Annotated in this window: 25 protein-coding genes; 15 read left to right on the forward strand and 10 right to left on the reverse strand. The window is 65.6% G+C overall.

The features are described from left to right. The first annotated feature begins 297 nt into the window (after window positions 1–297). From AC3G2C_RS16395 to pssA, 7 genes are all read left to right on the forward strand, one after another. Window positions 298–3,165 (forward strand): M16 family metallopeptidase, encoded by a 2,868-nt coding sequence (locus AC3G2C_RS16395; RefSeq protein ID WP_488385701.1) that lies wholly within the window; start codon window positions 298–300, stop codon window positions 3,163–3,165. A gap of 98 nt (window positions 3,166–3,263) precedes the next feature. Next, window positions 3,264–3,689 (forward strand): DUF4156 domain-containing protein, encoded by a 426-nt coding sequence (locus AC3G2C_RS16400; protein WP_488385702.1) that lies wholly within the window; start codon window positions 3,264–3,266, stop codon window positions 3,687–3,689. Window positions 3,690–3,857: 168 nt separating this feature from the next. After that, window positions 3,858–4,352 carry a MarR family transcriptional regulator gene (locus AC3G2C_RS16405; protein ID WP_488385703.1) on the forward strand — a complete coding sequence of 165 codons (495 nt, stop codon included), beginning with the start codon at window positions 3,858–3,860 and terminating at the stop codon, window positions 4,350–4,352. 2 nt (window positions 4,353–4,354) lie between these two features. Further along, complete coding sequence (locus AC3G2C_RS16410; RefSeq protein WP_488385704.1) at window positions 4,355–6,499, forward strand: FUSC family protein; 2,145 nt, start codon at window positions 4,355–4,357, stop codon at window positions 6,497–6,499. Then, entirely contained in the window at window positions 6,489–6,689 is a 201-nt protein-coding gene (locus tag AC3G2C_RS16415) for a DUF1656 domain-containing protein (protein WP_488385705.1), read from the forward strand. Before AC3G2C_RS16410 ends, AC3G2C_RS16415 begins: the two co-directional genes overlap by 11 nt. A gap of 8 nt (window positions 6,690–6,697) precedes the next feature. Then, the gene (locus AC3G2C_RS16420) at window positions 6,698–7,726 is read left to right on the forward strand and encodes an HlyD family secretion protein (protein WP_488385706.1); all 1,029 of its coding nucleotides are present in this window, start codon (window positions 6,698–6,700) and stop codon (window positions 7,724–7,726) included. Window positions 7,727–7,975: 249 nt separating this feature from the next. Continuing rightward, window positions 7,976–9,370 (forward strand): CDP-diacylglycerol--serine O-phosphatidyltransferase, encoded by a 1,395-nt coding sequence (gene pssA / locus AC3G2C_RS16425; protein WP_488385707.1) that lies wholly within the window; start codon window positions 7,976–7,978, stop codon window positions 9,368–9,370. A 13-nt stretch (window positions 9,371–9,383) separates the two neighbouring features. Here pssA and AC3G2C_RS16430 read toward each other — a convergent pair whose 3' ends face one another. The 3 genes from AC3G2C_RS16430 to AC3G2C_RS16440 all read right to left on the reverse strand — a co-directional run bounded on the left by AC3G2C_RS16430 (window position 9,384) and on the right by AC3G2C_RS16440 (window position 11,016). Continuing rightward, window positions 9,384–10,103: a YdcF family protein gene (locus AC3G2C_RS16430; protein ID WP_488385708.1), complete on the reverse strand. Its 720-nt coding sequence runs from the start codon at window positions 10,101–10,103 to the stop codon at window positions 9,384–9,386. Between the two features lie 88 nt (window positions 10,104–10,191). After that, window positions 10,192–10,788: a GNAT family N-acetyltransferase gene (locus tag AC3G2C_RS16435; RefSeq protein WP_488385709.1), complete on the reverse strand. Its 597-nt coding sequence runs from the start codon at window positions 10,786–10,788 to the stop codon at window positions 10,192–10,194. A gap of 21 nt (window positions 10,789–10,809) precedes the next feature. Then, window positions 10,810–11,016 (reverse strand): YdcH family protein, encoded by a 207-nt coding sequence (locus tag AC3G2C_RS16440; RefSeq protein WP_488385710.1) that lies wholly within the window; start codon window positions 11,014–11,016, stop codon window positions 10,810–10,812. 100 nt (window positions 11,017–11,116) lie between these two features. Between AC3G2C_RS16440 and ttcA the strand changes: the two genes are divergently transcribed. From ttcA to AC3G2C_RS16480, 8 genes are all read left to right on the forward strand, one after another. Beyond that, window positions 11,117–11,980 carry a tRNA 2-thiocytidine(32) synthetase TtcA gene (ttcA, locus tag AC3G2C_RS16445; protein ID WP_488385711.1) on the forward strand — a complete coding sequence of 288 codons (864 nt, stop codon included), beginning with the start codon at window positions 11,117–11,119 and terminating at the stop codon, window positions 11,978–11,980. A 29-nt stretch (window positions 11,981–12,009) separates the two neighbouring features. Beyond that, window positions 12,010–13,209, forward strand: coding sequence for an amino acid aminotransferase (locus AC3G2C_RS16450; protein WP_488385712.1), 1,200 nt, complete (start codon window positions 12,010–12,012; stop codon window positions 13,207–13,209). Window positions 13,210–13,345: 136 nt separating this feature from the next. Beyond that, window positions 13,346–14,263: a recombination-associated protein RdgC gene (locus AC3G2C_RS16455; protein ID WP_488385713.1), complete on the forward strand. Its 918-nt coding sequence runs from the start codon at window positions 13,346–13,348 to the stop codon at window positions 14,261–14,263. Between the two features lie 138 nt (window positions 14,264–14,401). Then, on the forward strand, window positions 14,402–15,172 hold the full coding sequence (locus tag AC3G2C_RS16460; RefSeq protein ID WP_488385714.1) for a M48 family metallopeptidase: 771 nt from the start codon (window positions 14,402–14,404) through the stop codon (window positions 15,170–15,172). 67 nt (window positions 15,173–15,239) lie between these two features. Further along, entirely contained in the window at window positions 15,240–15,914 is a 675-nt protein-coding gene (locus AC3G2C_RS16465; RefSeq protein WP_488385715.1) for a sigma-70 family RNA polymerase sigma factor, read from the forward strand. An 11-nt stretch (window positions 15,915–15,925) separates the two neighbouring features. After that, the gene (locus AC3G2C_RS16470; protein ID WP_488385716.1) at window positions 15,926–16,279 is read left to right on the forward strand and encodes a hypothetical protein; all 354 of its coding nucleotides are present in this window, start codon (window positions 15,926–15,928) and stop codon (window positions 16,277–16,279) included. Continuing rightward, window positions 16,276–16,839: a hypothetical protein gene (locus AC3G2C_RS16475; protein WP_488385717.1), complete on the forward strand. Its 564-nt coding sequence runs from the start codon at window positions 16,276–16,278 to the stop codon at window positions 16,837–16,839. The genes AC3G2C_RS16470 and AC3G2C_RS16475 overlap by 4 nt, the downstream gene beginning before the upstream one ends. A gap of 91 nt (window positions 16,840–16,930) precedes the next feature. Further along, a complete protein-coding gene (locus AC3G2C_RS16480; protein WP_488385718.1) occupies window positions 16,931–17,512 on the forward strand; it encodes a methyltransferase family protein in 582 nt (193 codons plus the stop codon). A gap of 37 nt (window positions 17,513–17,549) precedes the next feature. On the opposite strand, the gene AC3G2C_RS16485 is transcribed toward AC3G2C_RS16480, so the two are convergent. The 7 genes from AC3G2C_RS16485 to AC3G2C_RS16515 all read right to left on the reverse strand — a co-directional run bounded on the left by AC3G2C_RS16485 (window position 17,550) and on the right by AC3G2C_RS16515 (window position 26,369). After that, a complete protein-coding gene (locus tag AC3G2C_RS16485) occupies window positions 17,550–18,029 on the reverse strand; it encodes a hypothetical protein (protein WP_488385719.1) in 480 nt (159 codons plus the stop codon). A gap of 56 nt (window positions 18,030–18,085) precedes the next feature. Next, entirely contained in the window at window positions 18,086–19,090 is a 1,005-nt protein-coding gene (locus AC3G2C_RS16490; RefSeq protein WP_488385720.1) for an alpha/beta fold hydrolase, read from the reverse strand. Between the two features lie 76 nt (window positions 19,091–19,166). Then, window positions 19,167–21,023 (reverse strand): M1 family metallopeptidase, encoded by a 1,857-nt coding sequence (locus tag AC3G2C_RS16495; RefSeq protein WP_488385746.1) that lies wholly within the window; start codon window positions 21,021–21,023, stop codon window positions 19,167–19,169. A 115-nt stretch (window positions 21,024–21,138) separates the two neighbouring features. After that, a complete protein-coding gene (locus AC3G2C_RS16500; protein ID WP_488385721.1) occupies window positions 21,139–21,450 on the reverse strand; it encodes an EF-hand domain-containing protein in 312 nt (103 codons plus the stop codon). 95 nt (window positions 21,451–21,545) lie between these two features. After that, a complete protein-coding gene (gene acpA, locus AC3G2C_RS16505; RefSeq protein ID WP_488385722.1) occupies window positions 21,546–23,243 on the reverse strand; it encodes an acid phosphatase in 1,698 nt (565 codons plus the stop codon). Beyond that, window positions 23,240–24,808 carry a S10 family peptidase gene (locus AC3G2C_RS16510; RefSeq protein WP_488385723.1) on the reverse strand — a complete coding sequence of 523 codons (1,569 nt, stop codon included), beginning with the start codon at window positions 24,806–24,808 and terminating at the stop codon, window positions 23,240–23,242. Before AC3G2C_RS16510 ends, acpA begins: the two co-directional genes overlap by 4 nt. Before the next feature lie 19 nt (window positions 24,809–24,827). After that, the gene (locus tag AC3G2C_RS16515) at window positions 24,828–26,369 is read right to left on the reverse strand and encodes a S10 family peptidase (RefSeq protein ID WP_488385724.1); all 1,542 of its coding nucleotides are present in this window, start codon (window positions 26,367–26,369) and stop codon (window positions 24,828–24,830) included. Between the last annotated feature and the right edge of the window lie 45 nt (window positions 26,370–26,414).

Consider the following 26,414-nt stretch of genomic DNA (forward strand, 5'->3'; position numbering starts at 1 on the left):
CCTATCCATGGCAAGGCCCGTGCCAACCCTTTGATGGCAAGTAACTGCTTGTATTTGTTGAACATGCTTTCTGGCGACGGTCTGCGCCTAGCTGTCCGCGGACAGCGGCCGGGCGTGGCCGGACAGCGATGCGGACACCCGGACGGCCGGTCAAATGAGCATTCCGCCACTGGATCGCCATGCTGCGGACGCGATGCTGTCGGGGAACTGGCACCCCTGCCATTGGTCATTTGCCATGCCCAAGAGGCATCGTTAGCCTCGGATCGTTCGCCCACAGAAACAAATAGGAGTGTCCCGATGGCAAGAAAGCCCCTCGCCCTGCTCGTGGCCGGCCTGCTCAGTGTGTCCGCCGGTTTGCCGGCCGTCGCTGCGCCTGCTGCGGCCGTCGAGTCCGCCGCCACGGCCGTGCCGGACATTGCCTATACCCGCTTTACCCTGCCCAACGGCCTCACGGTCGTGGTGCACGAAGACCACAAGGCACCGGTGGTGGCGGTGAGCATCTGGTATCACGTCGGCTCGGCTGATGAGCCCAAGGGCAAGACGGGCTTTGCGCACTTGTTCGAGCACCTGATGTTCTCGGGGTCGGAGAACCACAAGGGCACCTATTTCCAGCCGTTCGAGCTCGCCGGTGCCACCGACATGAACGGCACCACTTGGTTTGACCGCACCAACTACTTTGAAACGGTGCCGACCACCGCACTGGACATGGCGTTGTGGATGGAATCGGATCGCATGGGTCACCTGCTGGGCGCCATCGGCCAGAAGGAGCTCGATACGCAGCGCGGCGTGGTGCAGAACGAAAAGCGCCAAGGTGAAAACCGCCCGTATGGCCGCGTGGACCAGAACATCCTGTCCAACACCTACCCGGGCAATCACCCTTACCAGCACGACACCATCGGTTCGATGGAAGATCTCAACGCGGCCTCGCTGGCCGACGTGAAGCAGTGGTTCCACGACTACTACGGCGCCGCCAACACCACCTTGGTGCTGGCTGGCGACATCACGGTGGCGGAGGCCAAGGCCAAGGCCGAGAAGTATTTCGGCGACATTCCGGCCGGCCCGCCGGTGCCGCGACAGCAGGCGTGGATCACGCCGCTGACCAAATCCACGCGCGGCGTGCAGCACGATCATGTGGCGCAACCGCGCATCTACCGCACGTGGGTGGTGCCGCAGCTGGGCACCGACGACTCGGTGCTGCTGGATCTCGCTTCCACTGTGCTTGGTGGTGGCAAGACCTCGCGCTTGTACCAGCGTCTGGTCTACCAGGACAAACTGGTCGATGACGTGTCCGCCAGCATCGCGCCGTTTGCCTTGGCCAGTCAGTTCCAGATTCAGGCCGACATCAAGGACGGCGTAGATCAGGCTAGGGTGGAGGCAGTCATTGCCGAGGAACTGAAGAAATTCCTGGCCGAGGGCCCCACCGCCGACGAGTTGGAGCGCGCCAAGATCGTCAATCGCGCGGGCTTCGTGCGCGGCCTTGAAAAGGTAGGTGGTTCCGGCGGCAAGGCGGTGATCCTGGCCGAGGGCCAGGTGTATCGCGGTGACCCGGGTGCCTACAAGAAGGATCTGGAGCGCGCCGATGCGGCGACGCCCGCCAGCATCAAGGCTGCCGCGGACAAGTGGCTGAGCAAGGGCGATTACCTGCTCACCGTGCTGCCCGCCGGCCCGGACTTCAACCCGGACGCGGAGGATGCCAAGGTCGCGGCGCTCGCTCCCGCCCCAGGTCGTCCCGCGCCCAAGCTGCCCGCCAAGCATGACTACACCCTTGCCAAGAGCCAGGTGGATCGCAGCAAGGGCGTGCCCGATGTGACCACCTTCCCGGACCTGAGTTTCCCCGCTCTGGAGCGCGGCAAGCTCAAGAACGGCATCGAAGTGATACTCGCGCAGCGCCACACCATTCCGGTGACGCATGTGCAGTTGATGTTCGACGCCGGCTACGCCGCCGATCAAGGCCATAAGCTCGGTACGGCGAGTTTCACCACCACGCTGATGAACGAGAGCACCAAGGATCTCGACTCGGTGGAAGTGGCCAAGCGCAAGCAGCGCCTTGGCGCCATCACCCGCGTGGGTTGCGGCCTGGATACCTGCTCGGCCTCGCTCAACGCCCTCAACGATCAGTTGCAGCCGTCGCTGGCGCTGTTCGCGGATATCGTGCGCAATCCGGCGTTCAAGTCCGACGACATCGAGCGTGTGCGCGGCCAGTGGCTGGCCAGCATTGCGCAAGAAAAGACCCAGCCTACGGCGCTGGCGCTACGCACGTTGCCGCCACTGCTGTACGGCGCCAACCATGCTTACGGCATTCCGTTTACCGGTTCGGGCACCGAAGAGGCCATCAAGGCGATGCAGGCGTCGGACCTGTCCACGTTCCAGCGCGACTGGTTGCGCCCGGACAACGTGAAGATCCTGGTGGCTGGCGATACCACGCTGCAGCAGATCATCCCGCAGCTCGATGCCGCCTTCGGCGACTGGAAGGCGCCTGCCAGTGCGCGGCCGAAGAAGAACGTTGCCCAGGTGGCGGCGCAGACCAAGCCGCGCGTGTTCCTGATCGACAAGCCCGACGCGCCGCAGTCGCTGATTCTCGCCGGCTTGCTGGCGCCCTCCAGTAAGGCACCCAATGAGTTGGCCATCGATGTGGCCAACGGTGCCTTCGGTGGCAGCTTCACCTCGCGTCTCAATATGAATCTGCGCGAGGACAAGCGTTGGGCCTATGGCGCCTTCAGCTTCATGCGCGATGCGATCGGCCAGCGTCCGTTCCTGATGTATGCGCCGGTGCAGACCGACAAGACCGCCGAGTCGGCGCACGAAGTGCTCAAGGAAGCCACCGAGGTGGTCGGCACGCATCCGCTCACTACGCAGGAGGTCAACAAGATCAAGGACTCCAACGTGCGCGGCCTGCCGGGCAGTTTCGAAACCAGCGCCGAAGTGCTGGGCGCCATGAACGACATCGTGCAGTACGGCCGCCCGGACAACTACGTGCAGACCCTCAAGGCCCGCACCGAGGCGGTGACCCAGACCGATGCGGAAGGCGCCATCAAGGAGATCATCCAGCCGAACGCCCTTACCTGGGTGATCGTGGGCGATCTCAAGAAGATCGAGAAGCCGGTGCGTGACCTCAAGCTGGGCGACGTGCAGGTCATTGATGGCGACGGCAAGCCAGTCAAGTAAGTTCTGTTCTTGTGGGGGCCGTTCACGTCCCCGGGTTAGGATGGAGGCCGGGCGGGAGACTGCCCGGCCTTTTCACTGTTCCGATCGCGGAGTTACTCATGCGCAAGACCCTGCTGTTGTTCGTTCCCATCGCGCTGCTCGGCGCCTGCACCTGGGGCATCACCCTGGACGATGCCGCGAAGAACGTCCGTACGGCCTGGAGCGGCGACGTGTCCTCTTGCCGTGAACTGGGCAAGGTCACCGTGTCCGTGATGGATCGCGTTGGCCCGGTCAATCGCAATGACATCAAGGTGCGCGACGAGCTGGAGGTCATGGCCCGCAATGAAGCGGCCAAGATGCACGCCGACACCATCAAGCCCTTGGGTGAGCCCAGCAGCGGTTCGCAGCCCTGGGGGGCCTACCAGTGTGGCAATGCGCAGCTGGCTCCGGCCAAACGCCCGGCCAATCCGGCCAACCAGGGCAACCCTCAGGCACCGGCAACGACGCCTGGCGGCTTTGAGACCTATCCCATCAAGAGCAACTGAGCCCCTTGAGTTGCCGGCGGGTCTCGCCGGCCGACCCGGAGCCCTCGAAAAAGGCGCCCTCGTGGCGCCTTTTTCACATTCGAAGGCCGACGCTCTTGCACAGCCTCGGGCGCAGGCATAAAATTTACATGTATATATTACATATATGTACTATCTAGGCCCCGCGCCATGAGCAGCTTCCTTCCCACCGAACAACGTTTGGCCGTCACCTGTCAGCGGCATCCCGCCTTTCCGCGGGAGCCGGCCGTGCTTGTGCGCCTGATCCGGCACATCTTCAAGCGTGTGCACGACGACGCCAACGCCATGCTCAAGCCCTACGGCATCAATCATCCCGAGTACAACCTCCTGATGATGTTGTACGGCACCGAGGGCTACACGCTGCATCCCACGGAGCTGGCGGACGCTGCCGGCGAGAAATCGGCCAACATCACCCGGCTCACCAACGAGCTGGCGGACAAGGGGCTGATCGCGCGCAAGGCCAGCGACGAGGATCGCCGCAAGATCGCCCTTACCCTCACTGAGCAGGGTGTGGCGCTGATCGAGAGCTTCCTGCCGGATGTATGCGCGCTGCTCGATCGCCAGGTGGGCGACATGCCGGCGCGTGACATGGCGCAACTGGAAAAGCTGCTGAAGAAGTTCCTCGCCCAACTGGAGCGGGAATAACCGTGGCTGCCGTTCCCTCCGACGTCGCCGCCGCCAAGTCGCGCTGGCCCTGGCTGGGCGAGTTCTTCACCGGCGAGCGGCAGGCGTGGATCTTCGTCTTCAAGTGCATCCTGGCGTTCTATATCGCCGCGTGGTTGTCCATGCTGTTCCAGCTGGAGCAGCCCTCGACCACGATGATCACCGTATCCATCGTGATGCATCCGCACAGCGGCATGGTGCTGGCCAAGAGCTTCTACCGCGCCATCGGCACACTCGCCGGCAGCTTGTGCGGCGTGCTGCTGATGGCAGCGTTTCCGCAGCAACGCGAGCTGTTCCTGCTCTCCTTGTCGCTGTGGGTCGGGCTGTGCGCGGGCGGTGCGGTGCTCTACCGCAACTTCATGTCCTATGGCTTTGTGCTGGCCGGCTACACCGCCGCCATCGTGGCGCTGCCGGCCATCAACAACCCTTACACCGTGTTCGACTCCGCCATGATGCGCGTGAGCGAGGTGCTGCTGGGCATCGTGGTGGCCGGCCTGGTCAGCGACGTGGTGTTGCCCGAACGCCTGCGCCAGGTGCTTCGCCGCAGCGCGCGCGAACACTATGCGCACTTCATCGAATTCGCGCGCGGCAGCCTGGGTGGTGCGATTCCGCGTTCGGAGATGGAGCAGGCCCACCTGCGCTTCGTGCGCGCGGCCGTGCAGCTGGAAGACCTGCGCGCCTCGGTGATCTTCGAAGACCCCGAAGCCCGCGCGCGCAGCAGCCGTATGCAGCTGCTCAATGTGCGCTACATGGCGGCAGCCACCACCTTCCAGTCGCTGCATCATCTGATCAATCGCCTGCAACGCAACAATCACCCGCGCACCGCTGGCGCGCTGATTCGCCTGTATGCGCCCGTGGGCGAGGCACTGTCGCCGCCTGCATCCGAACGCGGTGTGCCGCGCTTGCTCGCCACGCGACTGGAGGCCTGCGAGGCCACGCTGCCGCCGCTCGCCGCCCAATTGCGTGAGGAGTTGAGGCAAGAGCCCGAGCTGCTGCTGGAGTTCGACAGCGGTACGGCGCTGCTCTATCGCTTCGTGGCTGAGCTGCGCGACTTCACCGCGCTGGAAGCCACCCTGCGTGAAACACAGGGGCGCCTCACGGGCAACGTGGAGCAGGTCGAGTTCAAGCGCGCCAACGACTACGTAGCGCCCGCGATCGCCGTGCTGCGCACCTTCCTCACCATGATCACGCTGAGCGTGTTCTGGCTGTGGACCGGCTGGCCGTTCGGCCCCAGCGCCATGCTGCTGGCCACCATCTTCAGTGGATTGATGGCTGCCTCGCCCAATCCGGTGGCCAACACCATCAACACCTGGATCGGTTACGCCATCGGCATGACGGCGGCGTACTTTGTGGTGTTCTACCTCATGCCGGGCAGCGACGGTTTCCTCATGCTGTTTCTGGTGACGGCGCCGCTGCTGGCCATCGGCCCTTACCTCACCACGCGCAACGCCACGCTGCCGGGCGTGGGCGCGGGCTATACGCTGGGTTACGTGTACATCCTCGCGTTGAAGAACCCGATGGTGTACAGCCCCGAGCACTTCCTCAACGACGCCATCGCCTCGCTGTTCGGCCTGATGATGTCGGCGACTGCGTTCATGGTGATTCCCACGGTGATCGGTACGGCCTGGCTGCGTCGCCGCCAGCTGGTGCAGCTGCGTCGCCAGGTGGTGCTGGCCGCCACGGCGCCGCTGCAGGGTCTGGTCTACCGCTTCGAAGCGCAGAACCGCGATCTGTTCCACCAGATCGTGCAGTTCACCCAGCCGCACAGTGAAGAATCGCGAGCCCTGCTGGGCTGGGCGCTGGCCGTGCATGACAGCGGCCGCGCGCTGATCGAGTTGCGCGAAGACATGCGCCACGCCGAGTTGCCACCGCCGGTAGCCGAATCCATGCAGCGCGCGGTGGATGCATTGGCACGCTTCTATGACGAGCCCGATCAGGCGCGCTGGCGCGATGCCGACCGCAGCGTGGAACACGCGCTCACCCTCACCACGCATACGCTGCCGCAGGCGCGTGCGAGCTGCCGTCCGGCGCTCGCGCACCTGCTGCAATTGCGCACGGCCCTGCGCGACGACGAGTCGGCGCTGGCTCCCTACATCGACAAGGCAACGGAGGCCGCTCGTGCCCTTTGAAATCGCCCTGGCCGATGCCCTCGTTCCAAGCATCCTGCTGGTGTACGCCGGCTGCCTGCTGGTGCTGTGGGTGGTCGACACCATCGTGGGCCGTTATGGCCTGTATCGCTATGTGTGGCATCCCTCGCTGTTCCGCGTAGCCGTGTTCTTCGTCCTGTTCGGCGTTGCCGGGCTGCTGCTGTATCCCTGAGTGCACCTATGAAAGTCCAATCCCAAGCCCTGCTCCGTTTCGCCATCACCGCCATCGTGGTCATCGTGGCGTTGCTGCTCTGTCGCGCCCTGTGGAACCACTACATGTACTCGCCGTGGACCCGTGACGGCCGCGTGCGCGCCGAAGTGGTGCGCATCGCGCCTGACGTGTCGGGCCTGGTGACCCGCGTGGCGGTGATCGATAACCAGGAAGTGAAGAAGGGCGACGTGCTGTTCGAGATCGACCCGGAGCGCTACCACATCGCGCTGGCGCAGGCCGAGGCCAACCTCAACGCCGCCAAGGCCAGCGCGCGCGCCGCGGGCGCCAACATCGACGCCGTGCTCGCCAGCGCCGCCGCGCGCAAGGCCGAGTTCGAAATGCGCCAGGAACAGGCCAAGCGCCGCCAGGACCTGGCCGATGTCGTGCCCAAGGAAGAGCGCACTGACGCCAAGTCCGCCGCCGACACCGCGCTCGCGGTATGGCAGCAGGCGCAGGCCAGCGGCCACCAGGCCGGGGCTGCTCGCGAACAGGCCGAGGCCGCCGTGGTGCAGGCCCAGGTGGCGGTGGATCGCGCCAAGCTCGACGTGGAACGTACCGAAGTGCGTGCGCCCGTCGACGGCTACGTCACCAACCTCGACGTGCGCGTGGGCGACTACGCCGCCACCGGCAGCCCGCGCCTGGCGCTGATCGATCGCCACAGCTACTACATCTACGGTTACTTCGAGGAAACCAAGCTGCCGCACCTGCGCGTGGGCGACCCGGTGGACGTGCGCCTGATGAGCGGCGGCGTGCACCTGAAGGGTCACATCATCGGCGTGGCGCGTGGTATCACGGATCGCGACAACCCCACCGGCCGCGACCTGCTGGCCGACGTCAATCCCACCTTCAACTGGGTGCGCCTGGCGCAGCGCGTGCCCGTGCGCATCGCCATCGACGAGGCCAGTGTGCCCAAGGACGTGGTGCTGGCGGCTGGCATGACGGCCAGCATCGACGTGCAGCCGCGCCGCGTGCTGGACAAGGCGGCGGACGCGCGCTGACCGGGGTCTGACTAAACGACACGGTGCGCGTCATCCCGGCGAGCCCCCAAAAGGGGCAAGCGCTGGAGGCGCTTTGCTACAGCCGAAGGCGGGTCCTCCAGCGCCTGTCAATCGTTGAGTGGAAAGTCACTGGATTCCTGCTTGCGCAGGAATGACGAGCAAGTTCGGCGCATCCCTGGCTCCGACCCGTCATGGGCTCCCGGGCCCATGGCTCCTACATTGGGGCGCGCTTCATTACCATGGCGCCCCATGAATCGACCTTTGCCCTCGCCGCGTAGCCTCGCCCGCCGCCTGCTGTCCCTGCGGCGTCGGCGGGCGCTGGACCTGTCCGGCTTTCCGCAATTGGCCGTACCGGCCGATGCCATCACGACCCTGGCCGGGCCGGAGGCATTCCGGCAGACCCTGCTGGCGCAGATCGGCGCCGCGCAGCGGCGCATCGTGCTGGTGGCGCTTTACCTGCAGGACGACGATGCCGGTCGCGAAGTGCTCGATGCACTGTACGCGGCCAAGGCAGCGCGGCCGGGGCTGAGCGTGGAGGTCTATGTCGACTGGCATCGCGCGCGGCGCGGCCTGATCGGCAAGGGAGCCAGCGAAGGCAATGCGGCGATGTACCGCGAGTACGCCCAGCGCCTGGGCGGCGGCGTGGTGATCCGCGGCGTGCCGGTGCAGAACCGCGAGCTGTTCGGCGTGCTGCACCTGAAGGGCTTCATCATCGACGATGCCGTGCTGTACAGCGGCGCCAGCCTCAACGACGTCTACCTCGCCAAGCACGAGCGTTATCGCTTGGATCGCTATCACCTCATCCGTGATCGGGCACTGGCGGACAGCATGGCCAGCTTCGTGGCGCGCGAGTTCGGTGGCAGCGACGCCGTGCCTCGCCTGGATCAGTCGCCACTGCCCAGCACCCGCGAGCTGGCCGAGCCGATTCGGCGCTTACGTCAATCCCTGCAGCAGGCGCAGTACCAAGGCGCGCGCCAGGAGCCTGGCACGGGCCAGGTAGCGGTGATACCCCTGGCCGGTTTCGGGCGTGGCGACAACGCGCTCAACGAAACCCTGCTGGGCCTGCTGCGCAACGCGCGCGAGCGGGTGATCCTGCTTACGCCGTACTTCAACTTGCCGCGCCCCGTGCGCGCGGTGATCGGCCAGTTGCTGCGCCGCGGTTGCCAGCTCGACATCATGGTCGGCGACAAGGTGGCGAACGATTTCTACATTCCGCCGGGCCAGCCGTTCAATCGCATCGGCCTGTTGCCGTACCTCTACGAGAGCAATCTGCGGCGCTTTGCTCGCTCGCACCAGGGCGCCATCGAGCGTGGGCAGCTCAATCTGTGGCTATGGCGGCACGAGGACAACAGCTACCACCTCAAAGGTCTGTTCGTGGATCACGACGTGGCCGTGCTCACCGGCAATAACCTCAACCCGCGTGCGTGGGCGCTGGATCTGGAAAACGGCCTGTTGCTGCGCGACCCCGCAGGCTTGCTTGTGACCCAGCACGAAGCCGAGTGGCAGGCGCTGCGCCGGCACGCCACGCGTCTGAACCACTACCGCGAACTGCAAGGTGCGCGTAGCTATCCGCCCGAAGTAAGGCGCCTGTTCAAGCGCCTGCGTCGCGTGCGGCTCGATAGCCTCATCGGGCGATTGCTCTAGGCCGGTGACGCTTTCAAGGTTCATTGATGCCGATCGTCATTCCAGCGAATCGCCGAAAAGCCAGCACGGGATGACTGGCGCCTTCGGCGCTTGAAACGTGCCGGTCGCATTTGCTGGATTGACGAGCAACACGCTGCTGAGGCCGATGCCTTAGCGCCAACCCAATCCATAAACCAGATAGCCCGGCACTTCGCGCAGGCTCGAATAAATGTCGCGCGAACCACTGATGCGGATAAGCGCCTCCAACCACCGTGGCGCCGGTTTGCTGCAAGGCGAGTCGGGCACGCGGCAGGTGGTAGAACTGGGACACCACCACGACGCGCCGCTTGTCGTTGGCGCGCAGCCACGCTTGCGCATGCTCGGCCGAGGCGCGCGTGTTGTCGCCCAATGCATCTTCGATCACCGCGTGCTCCGGCACGCCGCGCTCCACCAACCAGCGCTTCATGCCCTGGGCTTCGTTGCGGCCGTCGCGCGCGTCGATGCCGCCGCTCACCATGATGACGGCGCAGTCGCCTCTTGCGTAAAGCGCGCGAGCGGCATCGAGTCGCGCCGCCAGCCGCGGCATCGGGCGACCTTCGCGATCCACCGTGTTGCCCAGCACCAGGGCGAGGTCGGCCGGCTGTGGCTTGCTGCGCAAGCCGGCATGGGCAATGGCGCACGCACCGAAGAGCCAGGCGAGTGCCAGCGCGCCCGCGCCACGCCAAAACCATCTGCCTAATGATCTGCCCGCCATGACACTGCCGCTCCTTCGACTGAGAGGCGGCAGTCTGCGAGCCCGCTGTGGCGTTTTACGGGCGGCCGCAGGGCCGCGCCGGGACCGTTCAGCCGGCGAGCCGTTCCAGGCGCATCGTCAGCCAGCGCGAAACGTCCGGCCATTCACTGGCGATCACGCTGAAGCACACGGTGTCGCGAAGCGTGCCATCGGGGCGGCGCTTGTGGGCGCGCAGCACGCCGTCGCGGCGCGCGCCCAGTCGTTCGATGGCGCGCTGCGAGTCGAGGTTGCGATGGTCGGTGTGGAACTCCACCGCCACGCAACCCAGGGTGTCGAAGGCGTGCTGGAACAGCAGCCGCTTGCACGCCGTGTTCAGGTGGCTCTTCTGCCAGCGCTTGGCATACCACGTGTAGCCGATGGCGATGCGTGGCAGGTCGGGCACGTAGTCATAGAAGCGCGTGGTGCCCACGATCTCACCTCTGCTCTTCTCGCGCACCGCGAACGGCAGCATCGTGCCGGCCGCGTGGCCTTCCAGGGCCTTGGCGATGTACGCGGCTGCTTCACCGGGGGCCGGCGCGCTGGTGAACCACAGCTTCCACAGCTCGCCATCGGCGGCAGCGGCTTCTAGGTCCGGGACGTGTTCGAGGGTAAGGGGCTCAAGCGCGACGAAGGCGTCTTCGAGGCGGGCAGGGGGCAGCACGGGCATGGAAACTCCGGCGGGCGGGATTCAGGCATCCAGATCGGGAATCAGCTTGCTTTCCAGTCGCGCGATATGGTCTTTCAGCAGCAGCTTGCGCTTCTTCATGCGGGTGAGCTGCAGCTCATCGCGACCGACCAGGGCGGCCAGGTGTTCGATGGCGACGTCGAGATCACGGTGCTCCACGCGCAGTTCGGCCAGCAGATGGGCAATCTCGGCTTGATCCTGAACCTGCATGCGGGCGCTGGGGGCTGGAGGGGAAGCCCCAGTGTACTCCCGCCGGACCTCAGGCGGTCAGATCGCTACAATGGGGGGCCGAGCCGTACCGAAACCGCCCATGTCCGCCCAGCCCGACGCCAACCGCAAGCAGCACCACGAGGCCACCAAGCTGGCCAAGCGCCTGCGCCACCAGGTGGGGCAGGCCATTGCCGACTTCAACATGATCGAAGACGGCGACAAGGTGATGGTGTGCCTGTCCGGCGGCAAAGATTCCTACACGCTGCTGGATGTCCTGTTGTCGCTGCAGGCCAAGGCGCCGGTGCGCTTTGAGCTCATCGCGGTGAACCTGGACCAGAAGCAGCCGGGCTTCCCGGAGCATGTGCTGCCCGATTACCTCACCGCGCGCGGCGTGCCCTTCCATATCATCGAGCAGGACACCTACAGCACGGTGACGCGGGTGATCCCCGAGGGCAAGACCATGTGCAGCCTGTGCTCGCGCCTGCGGCGCGGCGCGTTGTACAAGTGGGCGGCGGAGAACGGCGTCACCAAGATCGCGCTGGGTCACCATCGCGACGACATCCTGGGCACGTTTTTCCTGAACCTGTTCTACCAGGCCTCGCTCAAGGCCATGCCGCCCAAGCTGCGCTCGGACGATGGCCGCCACGTGGTGATCCGGCCGTTGGCCTACTGCAAGGAGAGCGATATCGCCGCTTATGCCCAGGCGCGCGAGTTCCCCATCATCCCGTGCAACCTGTGCGGCTCGCAGGAAAACCTGCAGCGCAAGGCGGTCAAGCGCATGATGGAAGACTGGGAGAAGACCCAGCCGGGCCGCTCGGAGAACATTTTCCGGGCGCTGGGCAACGTGGCACCCTCCCAGCTGGTGGATCGCAACCTGTTCGACTTCGCCGCGCTGGGCGCGCGCGAAGGTGTCGCCCGCGCGGACGCGCACCAGTGGCTCGCCGGTACGCCGGACGAGTCGTGACCTCATCACCTTTTTAGTCGAGTAACGCCGTGTCTCTCTTTGCATCCGTTGAAATGACCCCGGGCGATCCGATCCTGGGACTCACCGAGGCCTATCTGGCCGATACCCGTCCGGGCAAGGTCAACCTGGGCGTGGGCATCTACTACGACGAGCAGGGCCGCATTCCGCTGATGCGCGCCGTGCACGAGGTGGAGAAGTCGCTGGCGCTGGAAGCCAAGCCGCGCGGCTACCTGCCCATCGACGGCATGCCGACTTACAACCTCGCCACCCAGAAGCTGGTGTTCGGCGAAGACTCCCCGCTGCTGGCCGCCGGCCGCGTGGCCACCTCGCAGACCATCGGTGGCAGCGGCGCGCTGCGCATCGGCGCGGACCTGCTCAAGAAGGTGCTGCCCACCGCCAAGGTCGCCATCAGCAACCCGAGCTGGGAGAACCACCGCGTGGTGTTCAGCGCGGCCGGTTTCGACGTGGTGGATTACGCCTATTACGACGCCGCCACCCACGGCCTGGATTTCGCCGGCATGCTGGCCGACCTGGGCAAGCTCGAACCGGGCACCGTGGTGTTGCTGCACGCGTGCTGCCACAACCCCACCGGTGTGGATCTGAACGCCGAGCAGTGGCAGCAGGTGGTGGACCTGGTGAAGGAGCGCGGCCTGATGCCCTTCATCGACATGGCCTACCAGGGCTTTGACGAAGGCATCGATGCCGACGCCACCGCCGTGCGCCTGTTCGCCGCCTCGGGCATCGAATCGTTCGTGGTCGCCAACTCCTACTCCAAGTCGTTCTCGCTGTACGGCGAGCGCGTGGGTGGGTTGTCCGTGGTGGGCAAGGATCGCGAGGAAGCGCTCCGCGTGCAGTCGCTGGTCAAGCGCACCATCCGCTCCAACTACTCCAGCCCGGCCACCCACGGCGGCGCGCTGGTGTCGGCGGTGCTCAACAGCGCCGAGTTGAAGGCCATGTGGGAGCACGAGCTGGGCGAGATGCGCGAACGCATCCACGCCATGCGTGCTGGCATGGTGGAGAAGCTGGCGGCGGCCGGTGCGTCGCAGTTCGGCTTCATCCAGGAGCAGGCGGGCATGTTCTCCTACTCGGGCCTCAGCAAGGCCCAGGTGGATCGCCTGCGCGAGGAATACGCCATCTACGCCATCGGCACCGGCCGTATCTGCGTGGCGGCCCTCAACCGCGCCAACCTGGATACGGTGGTGAACGCCGTGGCTGCGGTCAGCCGCTGAGCCTCAACCTTCCCGCACCGTCGTCCCAGCTCTAGCTGGGACCCAGTGGCCTAAGCCCAAAAACGCCGGAGCCCAGCGCTTGCCCTCATTTGGGGCGCGCTGGGATGACGGCCAAGCATTTGTTTCCGGATACCTCATGTTCTTCCGCAACCTCACGCTGTTCCGTTTTTCCCCTGCCGTCGCCGAAGATCTCAACCGCCTGGATAAAGCACTGGGCGAACATCGCCTGCGCCCATGTGGACCGATGGAAATGGGCACCAAGGGCTTCGTGCCGCCGATTGGCCGGGGCGACGAGGCGCCGCTGACGCACAGCGTGAACGCTTGCACCATGGTCACCGTGGGCAGCGAAGACAAACTGCTGCCCGGTTCGGTGGTCAACGACGAACTTCACCGCCGTGTGCAGAAGATCGCGGAAGAAGAAGGCCGCAAGGTCGGCGGCCGCGAGCGCAAGCGCCTGAAGGAAGACGTGCTCAATGAGCTGGTGCCGCGCGCCTTTATCCGCAGCTCGCGCATGCGCGCCTATGTGGACAAGAAGCTTGGCTGGCTGGTGCTGGATACCGCCAGTCGCAAGTCTGCTGAGAACGCGATTACCCAGGTCCGCGAGGCGCTGGGCAGCTTCCCCGCCGTGCCGCTGGCACCGGAGGAAGGCCCGCGCGTGCTGATGACCGACTGGCTGGCCACCGGCAACCTGCCCGCCGGCCTGACCTTAGGCGACGAGGTGGAATTGCGCGACCCGGCCAGCGCCACCGGTGCCATCGCCAAATGCCGCCGCCAGGACCTGGATAGCGAGGAAGTGAAGGAGCACCTGCGCAACGGCAAGCAGGTGTTCCAGCTGGGTCTCATCTTTGATGAGCGCATGAGCTTCGTGCTCGGCGAGGATCTCATCGTGCGCAAGCTTAAGTTCCTCGACGTGGTCACCGAGGAACTAGGCGATAGCCACCCCGATGCGGCCGCCGAGGCCGATGCCACCTTCGCCCTGCTCACCATGGAGCTGGAGCGCCTGCTCGGCAAGCTGGAAGAGTGGTTCGGCCTGCCGCGTCCCGCCGACGCTTGAGACAGCGACCCCTGGCCAAAAGTCAGGGGTATCCGGTCACCCGTTCGTCTTGCGAAGCCTGCATGATCCCCCCACATTCCCTGAGGGACACTGAAGGCCTGGACGCCGTGCAGTAACCGTAGGCAGTAGGGCGGGGACATGACGCAGCATCTCGAAGGCGATTGGCTCGAATTGGCCACCGCGCGCGGCAGCACCATCCGCGTGCTCAAGGCCGCGCATCCGCGCGCACGTCGGTTGCGCCTCACCGTGACGCCCAAGGGTGCGCGCGTGTCGTATCCGCATGGCACGCATCCGGCGCAGGTCAGTGCGTTCCTGCGTCATCATGCCGATTGGCTGGAACGCAAGCTCGACGAGCTGCACCTCATCGTCAAACCGTTGCCGCCGCTTCGCGTCGGCACGCCTACCGAATTTCCTTTGCGCGGCGAAACCGTGCAGCTGGATTGGGCCGATGGCGACTACCCGCGTGTGGAGGCCGGCGAAGGCACGCTCACGCTGCAGCTGCCGCGTCCGCATACACGCGCCTTGCCGGTGGCGCGTGGCCTGTTGGCCTCGTACTTCGAAGCACAGATTCGCCGCGACGTATCGCGCTGGCTGGCCAGCTACGTGCCGCAGCTGGGCCTGGCGCCCACGGCCTTGCGCGTGCGCCCCATGAAGAGCCTGTGGGGCAGCCTGGACACGCGCGATCGCATCAACCTCGACCTCGCGCTGGCCCTCGCTCCGCCGGCCGCGCTGCGCTATGTGCTCGCGCACGAGCTGTGCCACCTCAAGGTACGCAGTCACGCACCGCGCTTCTGGGCGCAGGTGGAACAGCTGTTTCCCGACTGGCGCGAGCAACGCGACTGGCTGCGCTTGAATGGCGCCTGGCTCAAGACCGAGCTGGATCGCCTGATCGCCGACGTCGCCGATTGAGCGCGTGCGTTAACCCCGTTTCGTCCATTCCAGCGATCATCTCTAGGTCGCCCCTGGAATGGACGTCATGTCGGCCACGCTTGCCTGCCCCACCGATGACTGGAAGCACCGCTACGCCACGCTGCTGACGCAGTGGCAAACCCTGTGGAGCGCGCCCGCGCCGACGGTGGATGTCGCCGCGCCCAGCGATGCCGAGTGCATGCAGCGCTATCGCAACGGCGATGCGCAGGCCTTTCGCCTGCTGTACGTGCGTCACCGCGACAAGCTGCATCGCTACGTGCTGCGCCTGGCCGATCGCGCCAGCGATGCCGAGGAGATCTTCCAGGACGTGTGGATGGCCGTGATTCGCGGCAAGGACACGTATCAGCCCCAGGCACCCTTCATCACCTGGCTGTTCGGCATCGCCCACCGTCGCGCCGCTGATCGCTGGCGCACGCTGGCGCGGCATGCGCCCGAGGCCACGCTGGCCGATGACGACGGCGAGGCCTGGCTGACCGAGCAGGCTCACGCGTCGATTCATGCCCCGGAGCAGCTGGCGCATAGCGAAGCCCTGGGTCAGGCGTTGCTTGCGGCGATCCGGCAGCTGCCGCTGCCGCAACGCGAGGCCTTCCTGATGCGCGCCGAAGGCGAGCTCAGCGTGGAAGACATTGCCCACGCCACGGGGGTGACCAGTGAAACCGCCAAGAGCCGGCTGCGTTATGCGCAGCAGCGCTTGCGCGCAGCCCTGGAGGCGTGGCGGTGAACGATCCCGGCATGGATGACCTGCTGCGCATCTACCGCGTGGCCGCACGCGAAACCACCACGATCGCGATGGATGCACACATTCTTCAAGCGGCCGAACGCGCCGCGCATGCGCCACGTCGGCGGCGATATCTCGCCTGGCCGATGGCCCTGGCGGCGTCGCTGGTGCTGTGGGCCGCATGGCACCCGATCACGCCGATGCTCGGCTCGGCCATCACGCTGCCACTGCCCAGTGCGGAGGCGCTGCAGCTACGCCACGAACTTCAGCAAGTGCCGGCCGCACCACCTGGCTCGGACATTGCGCAGTACCTGCTGCATGACGAAGTAGCTAGCCGGCTCCCCAACCAACCCGAGGAAACCCCATGAGGACATCGTTGTCGATCGCTGCCTTGCTGTGCGCCCTGCTCGCGGGCGCGGTGCATGCCGAAACGCCGCGCGGCTGGTACTTCGCCGGTCCGGCGGCCAAGGATTTCGAGGTGAACACCGAAGCCTCTGATGGCGCCTCCGGTGGACGCGTGGTGCATATCCGCGCCAAGAACGACAGCGCCGGCTTCTGCACGCTGAGCCAGGGTATCGATGCGGCCGACTATCGCGGCAAGCGCGTGCGCCTCTCGGGCAACCTGCGCACGCACAACGCCGGCAAGAGCATGCTCTGGCTGCGCATTGACGACGCGGATCGCAAACCCATCAGCATGGACAACATGGAACCGCGGCCCGTGCGTGGTGACACCGAGCGACGCAACTATGCGGTGGTGCTGGATGTGCCCGACAACGCCCGTGCGCTGGCCTTCGGTGTGATTCTGGATGGCCATGGCGAGGTATGGGCCGATGGCCTCAAGCTTGAAGTGGTCGGCAAGGACGTGCCCACCACCACCAACGTGATGGCCATGCCTCGCGCGCCGGTGAACATGGATTTCGCCAACTAAACGTCAGCAGGCGTGGGCCGGGTGATGGGTGTCACTTGTGCGCGGCCCACGCCTGCCCGAAGCTCGGCGCAACCATTTGCGAGGGGGCGCCATGGAACTGCCGATCGGCCAGATCATTCGTGTGTTGTGGCTGTGCTTCGGGTTGTACTGGTTGTGGGGCTGGCGGCGGGTCAAAAGCGCGCGACGCAGTGAGCCGGCGTTGCCGCGCTTGCTCAAATACTGGCTGCCGCTGGCCGTCGCCGTGTTGCTGCTGGCCGGACCGGACGAGTGGTACGCCGGCAGTTGGCTGGGCCAGCATCTGCTTCCGCCAAGCCTCCTCATCGCCCTCGCGGGCACCGCACTCACCGCGCTTGGTGTCGCCTTTGCCTGCTGGGCGCGTTACGTGCTCGGCCGCAACTGGAGCTCGGTGGTACAGGTGAAGCAGGATCACGAACTGATCCAGCGCGGACCCTACGCCTGCGTGCGCCATCCCATCTATAGCGGTTTGCTGCTCGCCTTCTTCGGCACCGCGCTGGCCATTGGCGAATGGCGAGGGCTGCTCAGCGTGGTGATCGTGTTCGCCTCGTTCTGGTTCAAGCTGCGCCTGGAAGAGCGCTGGATGCGCGAGAGCTTTGGCCCGGTGTACGAGGGCTATATGCAGCGCGTGAAGGCGCTGATCCCGGGCGTGCTTTGAACTCAGGTATCCAATGGCAGTGCCGGGCGCGGATGGATTAATCCGTCTGCGCCGAGTTCGCCCGTCGCCGCTGGCGAAGTACACGTATCGTGCGACGGATCATCAGGCCCAAGCCGGCGATGATGAAAAGTTCCGCCATCACGCCCATCGCGGTGAGCGCTGTCGGCACATCACCGTGCAGACGGGTCGCGTTGCCAGCGAGGGAGAGGGCTATCTTGGCGGCAAACGTGATCAGCGGCGGGCCAAACAGCATCCACATCAGCGCCACCGACGCCAGGCCTTGCTTGCCGTTGACCATCTTGTCGACCAGTTCGCCGCGCGCGTAAATGCTGCCCATCGGATCGACCGTCTGGATGACCTGAGCGGTTGGCCGGTTCTTCACCGTACGCACGCTGGCTTCCAGCGCCTCGGCCTCATCGTGTTCGGCGCGTTGCTGCGTGGTTGCGGCGCGTGCGAGCTGGCCCTGTGGATCATCGACGGTGAGTGAAACGCCACCGATCTTGAATTCGTGTGCCATGCGGACTTCACCCTCCTTCCCTGTGGATGACGCGTAGCCTGCTTTGTGTGGCTGCCTCAGTGCGACAGCGAGAACGAGGTCAGGATACGCGCGGTTTCTTCCGGCTTCTCCAGGATCGGCATGTGGTTGCAGCCGTTGAGCGTGCTCGTGCTGATGGCGCTGGCGTTCTTCAGGCCGTTGCGCAGGCTGTCGAGCGCGGAGATGTCGGTGATCTTGTCGTCGTGGCACCACATACCAAGTACCGGCATGGTGAGTTTGTCCAGGCGGTTCTGCACCGACAGGTACTGCGACGGGTCACGCAGTTCGTTGAAGGTGTGGTCGATGAAGGCGCGATTTTCCTGGTTCCGCTTGATCAGCACATCCTGGAAGCGGCCGGGAATGGTGGGCATCTTGGCGAAGGCAAGCAGGGTGGCCTTGGCGAACTGTTCGCGGTTGTCGAACACGAACGGGTTCTTGCCGGTCATGGCTTCGCGCGAGAAGTCGTTGTCGTTGGCCTTGAGGCCGAACGAATCGAGCAGGGCCAGTTCGGCCACGTGCTCAGGGTGCTCGGCAGCGTAGACGCCGGCGATGGCGCCACCCATCGAGTGGCCAATGAGCACGAAGCGCGGCAGGCGCAGTGCTTCAACGAACGCGGCCAGGCGCGAGGCCTGTGCGTCGATGTTGTAGCTGGCGCCATCCACGCGGCTGGATTCGCCCCAGCCGGGCAGATCCGGCGCAATCACGTGAAAGTGCGGGGTGAGCAGTTCGGCCTGCTTGAGCCACACCTCTTTGCTGGCGGCGAAGCCGTGCAGCAGCACCAGGGTGGGGCCTTCACCGCCTTCGAAGTAGACCCAGCGCGTGTCGCCGACCTGTACCGAATGGGTTTCCAGGTGCGCGGCCACGGCCTGGCGCTTGATGTCCGCGCTGAGCAGCCATTGCGGCGCAAACAGGTAGGAGCCGCCGAGCAATACGGCGAGCAACACGGCCACGAAGCCGAGGAACTTCAGGCGGCGCAGGGCGAGCCGCTGCCACAGCGGGCGCGTGGCGGTGCTGGTCTGGGGCGCTTGGGTCTTGGATTTCATGGGTGGCTCGGTTGGCTTTGGGGCGCGTCATCGATGGCGGCGGGCCCCGCCTTTTGCAAGGCGGGGCCCGTGCTTTTTACTTGCTGTTCTTGGCGGCCTTGGCGAACACCGCCTCCACCGCTTCCTGCGTCATCGGGTGATAGCCGGTCTTGGCCTTGGCATACACCTGCTTGGCGAAAGCCAGGCCGTCAGGCGTTTTGGCGAAGGATTTGTACAGCGGCATGGTCAGGTACAGGCGGCCGATGCGCGTCATGTGCTCGGCGGCGGCGTTCCATACGTCCTTGTCGCCGGCGGCGATGGCGTGGCTGTACCAGCGCATGCCGATCTCGGCGTTGGGCGTGCCGGTGAGGTGCCAGGCAGCGTCGATCTGCTTGATCTTCTCCAGCGGCGTCACGTCCGGCAGGCCATCCAGGAAGTACATCCATTCCTGCGTGTTCCAGCTCTTGGCATCGAGCTTGTCGGCGGTGAGCGAACCGGCGAGCAGGGCGGCACGCTCCTTGTCGATGGCGTTGAAGCGCGGCGAATCGGGCAGCGGCGCATTCTTGGGGATGCCAGGCTGGTACACCCACTCCTTCACTTCGTCCCAGCTCATCTTGCCGGGGTTCTTGTCGAACAGGTTGGCCTTCAGGTAGTCGAGCATCTGCTCGGTGGTGATGCTCTGGAAGGCGAAGTGCGCAAAGTAGCCTTTCAGGTAGGCGTCGAAGGTGTCGCGGCCAAAGCGCTGCTCCAGCGTGCGCAGGAACCACGAGCCCTTGTCATAGGCCACATCCGACAGTGCGTCGTCGGCACCGATGCCGCGCGGCTCCGGTGCGAGCTTCTGCGCGTTGGCCGGCATCTCGGCGATGTCCTTCTGCAGCGAGCGGGCGGAGATCAGTGCCTCCTCGTCGGCCAGCGCCTTGCCGTACACGGCCTCGGTGATGCGGCCCTGCACGTAGGTGGTGAAGCCCTCGTTGAGCCAGATGTCACGCCAGGCGGCGCTGGTCACCAGGTTGCCGGACCACGAATGTGCCAGCTCGTGCGAGATCACCGAGACCAGGCTCTTGTCGCCCACCAGCAGGGTCGGCGTGGCGAAGGTCATGTTGGGGTTTTCCATGCCGCCGAACGGGAACGAGGGCGGCAGCACCAGGAGGTCGTAGCGACCCCAGGCATAGGGACCGTAGAGCTTCTCGGTGGCGACGATCAGCTTTTCGGTGTCTTCAAATTCCTTGGCCGCCTTGCCTGCCACGCTGGGCTCGGCGTACACGGCCGAACGCGGGCCGGTTTCCTTGGCGGCGATGTCGCCCGCGGCGATGGCCAGCAGGTAGGACGGGATCGGGTGCGGCTGCTGGAAGTTGAAGCTGCCGTCCAGCGGATGCTTGGCGTCGTTGAGCGCGCTCATCACCACGCGCACATCCTTGGGTGCGCTCACGTGGGCGCTATAGGTGAAGCGGATGGCCGGCGAATCCTGGAGCGGCACCCAGGAGCGCGCATGGATGGATTCGGACTGTGAGAACATGAAAGGCAGCTTCTTGTCCGCCGTCTGCTCCGGCGTGAGCCACTGCAGGCCCGAGGCGGTGGGCACGGTCGAGTAGACGATGCGTACCTGCGCCGGGTGCTGCGGCGTGGCGATGGTGAGCTTGCTGCCCAGTTCCTTGTCGCGCGGTGCCAGTGCGTACTTGAGTGCGCTGGCCTTGCCGGCGTCGTCGATGGCTTCCACGCGGGCGATTTTCAGGTCGCGCGTGTCCAGCACCAGCGACTGCGCCTTGGGGTTGGTCCAGTCCAGCTTGAGTGTGGCCTGGCCATCGAGCTGCTTGTGCGGAAAGTCGATCGTCAGGTCCAGGTCCAGGTGGGTCACTTTCACCTGGTCGGGCTGGGCGTAGGAATGCGGATCGGCGGCAAAGGCGCTCAACGGCAGCACGAGTGCGCCGAAGGCAAGGGCGTGGAACGGACGCATCGGGGGAAACTCCATCAGCAGGAACGCCGAGTATGCCATCGGCGGCGCGCCGGCACGGGTACCGGTGGTCACGCTTGGCCGGCGCCGGAAGGCTCCTGGCGCCGGCTCGCAGGGCTCAGTGGCTGGAGCTGGCGGCGGCTGGTGCGGCCTTGTGCAGCGAGCGCACGTAGTCCAGCACGTCCTGCTTGGACACGGCGCCGCGGTGGTTCTTGTCGATCTCGTCGAAGTGCGCGCGGATGAACGGCACCGGGCCCTTCTCGGCTTCTTCCTTGGTGAGCAGGCCGTCGTGGTTTTTGTCGGCAATATCGAAATTCTTCACGACGTTGGCCGTGGTGTTGGCCATGCTGCCCAGGCCGATCTGGGCATGGGCGGCGCCGGCGATGCCGGCCAGGGCGAAAGCGGCGGCGAGAAAACGGGTGCGTTGCATGGAGGACTCCTGTCGTGGACGCGCGGAGTATCGCATCGGCTTCGTTAGCAGTCCGTGCGCGCTGGCGGGCAGGAGCCGCCAGCACGCCGAAGGCTTCAGGCGCTGAAGGTGAGCGCGTTGGTAAGGTCGCCTGGTGCGGGCCCGCCGGCTGCGGTCATCGCTTCTTCGCGCATACGCAGGCCCGGCAGCTGTTCCAGGCCAAAGCGACGCGTGAGGAAACGCGCGATGGAGCCGGTGTCGTAGATGGTGTGATCCACATGGCCCTTCTTGGCAAAGGGCGAGACGACCAGCGCGGGAATGCGCGAGCCCGGGCCCCAGCGGTCGCCCTTGGGGGGCGCCACGTGATCCCACCAGCCGCCGTTCTCGTCGAAGGTGATCACCAGCAGCAGATGCTTCCACGCCGGCGAGCGCTGCAAGGCATCCACCACGCGCATGATGTGACGGTCGCCCGCATCCACATCGGAGTAGCCGGCGTGCATATTCAGGTCGCCCTGCGGCTTGTAGAAACTCACCGTGGGCAAGCGGCCGGCTTCGATATCGGCAAGGAAGCGGTTGGTTTGCGCGGTGTCGCCCACGCCGCCGTCGCGCAAGTGCGTGGCGCGAGCCTCGGTGCCCGGTGCGAAGCGCTTGAAGTAGTTGAGCGGCTGGTGGTGCAGCTGGAAATTCGGGCGTTGCGGGAAATTCTTCTCGTCGCCATCGCCCTTGCCGTCCAGCGCCAATTGCCAGCCGCCCGCATACCAGGCCCAGTCCACGTTGGCGGCGGAAAGCACGTCGCCGATGGTCAGGTGCGTTTGCGGTACCAGCGTGTTAGGGCTGTCCGAATCGGCGAGCAACGGGTTGCTGCCCGATTCGGTAGCGCTGGGCGCGTACGGCGGCATCATGGTGTTCACCGCCCAGAAGTCCGGCGTGAGCGTGCTGCGCGAGGCGTATTTGGGCCGGCCGTCCATGGCGCTGCGCGGGGAATCTTCCGCCAGCTTCAAGCGCGTATCGGTGGGCGAGCCGCTCTCGGTCACGGCGATGTTGAAGCGCGCCGGGCTCTCGTCCGCCTTGGGATAAAACGGCGGCTGCGCGGCCACCAGATACTGGTGGTTGAGGAACGACCCGCCAAACGCACCCATGAAGAAGTTGTCGCACAGCGTGAACTGGCGCGCGAGCTGCCACAGGCGCAGGTGGGCGGCGCTGTCGCCGTAGTGACCCATCACCATGGCGCCGGTATCGCCCCAGGCAACGAAGCCATCGTTCTTGCCGCCGTTGATCTGGCGCTGGTTGTCGTAGAACGCGTGCACCAGGTCGCGCGTTACCACGCCCTGCGGCAAGGGCTCGCCGCTGCCGGTGCGCAGCGCCCACGGCGCGTTGGGCAGGCCGGTGATGTCGTCTTGCAGCACCTGGTAGGTGGTGTGGTTCACCACCTGCTTGTGTGGCGCCAGGCCGTGCCAGATCGGTGGCAGGGTCTTGAGCACGCTGCCATCGCGATCGCGCTGCAGGTACTGCTCGGGCTTGAGCGCGCCAAGCGGCTGGGCCACGCCGGGGAAATCGGCGAACAGGTTGTTGAAGCTGCGGTTTTCCGCATAGATCACCACTACCTGCTGGATGTGCTGGCGCAGGGCCTCGTCCAGCGGTGTGGCGGCGCCCTTGGCGGGCGCCACGCGATCGGCCAGCGCCTCGCCACCGACGCCTACAGCAAGCGCGGCGCCGGTGACGGCGAGGCCGCCGAGCAGGCGGCGGCGCGAGGGATCGAGCGGAAGGTCGTCGTGATGTTCGTCAGGGGGAGTGGGGTTCTGCGTATGGCTCACGGTGCGGCATCGTCGTAGAAGCGGGCCAGGTCCGCCTTGGATTGCTCCAGCGAACGCTGATCGATGTAGATCATGTGACCCGACGGGTAAAACCCGTAGGTGATGTTCTTGCGCTGGGCGGGTTCCAGGCCCAGATGGGTCAGGTCGAACTCGGTCGCGTAGAACGGGGTAGCCAGATCGTAATAGCCATTGGCCGAAAATACTTTCAGGTGCGGGTTGCGACGCATGGCCTCGCCCAGGTCGTCGCCCACGTAAGTGGCCTGCAGCCAGCCGCCGCTGCTCTTGCGCTTCCAGTCCCAGTTCTTGCCGATGGCGGCGTAGTTGTTGGGCAGGTACGGGCGTTCCTCGGTGAACTTGAGCTCGGTGGCCGCGTATTGGTTGAAGCTGGCCACGTAGGCGCCGGTGATGGCGTCGCTGGCGGTGTCGCCATCGGGCGTTTCGCCGGCGGCATCGGGGTCGATGCCCTGGAAACGGCCGTCTAGACGTCCTACGGTGAGGCGCTGGTCGCGCAGCAGTTCCTTGCGGAAGCGGCTCGAGCCCACGCGCAAGTTGGCCTCCTTGATGTACTGCGGGCTCAGGCCGAGGTAGCGGCTCATCTGGTTGGCGATGCGGTCGGCCTCGGCCGGCTCGATGGCGTCGCCCTTGGCCAGCGCCTGTGTGTAGTCGCTCGAGGCGAAGCGGCGCACCTCGGCGAGAAATGCGCCGATGTCGGCCGGCTTGTTGGGCACCTTGTTGTGGTACCAGGCAATCGCCGCCTCGGTCGGCAGGTTGACGATGTAGCCGTGGTCGATACCCGGCGCCGCCACGGCGAAATCCAGGATGGAGGACATCAGCACCACGCCGTTGAACTCCATGCCCTTGTCCTGCAGCGATTTCACCAGCACGGCCGAGCGGGTGGTGCCGTAGCTTTCGCCGAACAGGAACTTGGGCGAGTTCCAGCGATGGTTATTACTCACGTAGCGCATGACGAAGCGGGTGAACGCATCGGCATCCTGGTCCACGCCCCACACGTCCTTGCCTTCGGTCTTGCCCACCAGCTGCGAGTAGCCGGTGCCCGGTGCGTCGATGAACACCAGGTCGCTCTTGTCGAGCAGGCTGTATTCGTTGGGCACGTAGCGGTAAGGCGCCGGCGGAATCGGCTGGTCGCCATCGTTGGCCACGCGCACCGGGCCGTAGGAGCCCATGTGCAGCCACATCGAGGACGAACCCGGGCCGCCGTTGTAGAAGAAAGTGACCGGGCGCTTGCCGCTCTTGCCGCCGTCGGCGGTGTAGGCGACATAGAAGAAGCTCACCGTGGGCTTGCCCTTGTCGTCGCGGATCAACAGCGTGCCGGTGGTGGCGGTGTAGTTCACGGTGCGGCCGCCGATGCGCACGCTGTGCTTGGTCACCACGTTGCGTTCGGGCGGAATGGGCTGCTCGTCGCCGGCCTTGTCCTTGTCTTTGTCGCCAGCCTCGGTGGACGACTTGGGGGCGTCCTTGGGCGGCGTGTCGGCGGCATGGGCGGGCAGTTGGCCCAGCACGAGCAGCGTGGCGAGCGCGAGCGAGGCGAATGAGGGCGTGCGCATCAGTCGATCTCCGGAGGGATCAGGAATGGGTGGTGTCGTCGTAGTAGCGCGCCAGGTCGGCCTTCAACTGCTTCAGCGCATCGGTGTTGAGGTAGATCATGTGGCCCGACGGGTAGTACAGGAAGCGCACGTTGCCCTGCAGCGACGCATCGAGATTCATGTGCGCCAGATCGTATTCGGTGATGAAGAACGGCGTGGCGAAGTCGTAGTAGCCATTCACCGAGAGCACTTTCAGGTTGGGGTTGGTGCGCATGGCATGCGCCAGGTCACCCGCTACATAGGCGGTGGGCAGCGGGCGTCGCGCACCGGCGGCCTGGTGTTTCCACTCCCAGTTCTTGCCGATCTCGTCGTAGGTGGGGCGATAGTCCAGGTCGCTGTGGTAGTTGAGCTGGCTGGTGATGTAGTCGTGGAAGGCGGTGATGAACGCACCGCTGATGCCCGCGTCGGAGGCATCGTAGTCGGGTGTTTCGCCGGCGGCGTCTTCATCCACGCCTTGGAAGCGCGCATCGAAGCGACCGATGGTGCGGCGTTCGTCGCGCAGAAGCTCTTTGCGGAAGCGCGAGGGTTCCACGCGCAGGTTGGCGTGCTTGATGTAGTCGGCGCTCAGGCCGGTATAGGCCGCCAGTTGGCGCGCCACGGCATCCGCTTCGGCATCGGGCACGTTCTGGCCCTTGGCCAGCGCCGTGGCATACGGACCGCGCGCGAAGGCGCGTACTTCATCCAGGTAGGTCTTGAGGTCGGCGGGTGCGTTGGCGAGCTTGTGGTGATACCAGGCGGCTGCGGCGTAACTGGGCACGTAACCGACATACATCTCGTCGTAGCCGGGCAGGCGCACGCCGTAGTTGAGGATGGAGGACATCAACACCACGCCGTTGAACGCCATGCCCTTGTCCTGCAGGGCGTCCACCAGTGCCGCCGAGCGGGTGGTGCCGTAGCTTTCGCCGAACAGGAACTTGGGCGAGTTCCAACGATGGTTGAGGCTCACGTAGCGCTGGATGGCGCGGCTGAAGGCAGAGATGTCCTGGTCCACGCCCCAGAAATCCTTGCCTTCGGCCTTGCCCAGCGGACGCGAATAGCCCGCGCCCACCGCGTCGATGAAAACCAGATCGGTCTTGTCGAGCAAGCTGTCGTTGTTGGCCACCATCTTGTACGGCGCCGGACCGGTGGATGCGGGGCTATCGGTAACGATGCGCTCGGGGCCGAACGAGCCCATGTGCAGCCACATGCTGGAGGAGCCCGGGCCGCCGTTGTAGAGAAACGTCACCGGACGCTTCTCCGCCTTGCCGCTGTCCACCGTATAGGCCACGTAGAACACGCTGGCCTGCGGCTGGCCCTTGTCGTCGCGGATCACCAACGTGCCGGCCGTGGCCGTATAGGCGACCGAACGGCCGCCAATGCTCACGCTGTGCTTGGTGCGCACCGCGGTTTCGGTGCTGGGGGCCTGGACCTCCTGGTCCTTGCTGGCGGCGGGTTTGTCGGCAGGCGCGTCCTTGGCCAGCAGGATGGAAGAGGGCGAGAGGGCAAGACCGCTGCCCAACAGCAGGACCCACAGACGACGCATGCAACGATCCCCACATAGGTAAGAAGTAACCTACCCGAGTATGCG

It is taken from the genome of Frateuria sp. sgz306004 (assembly GCF_057750885.1).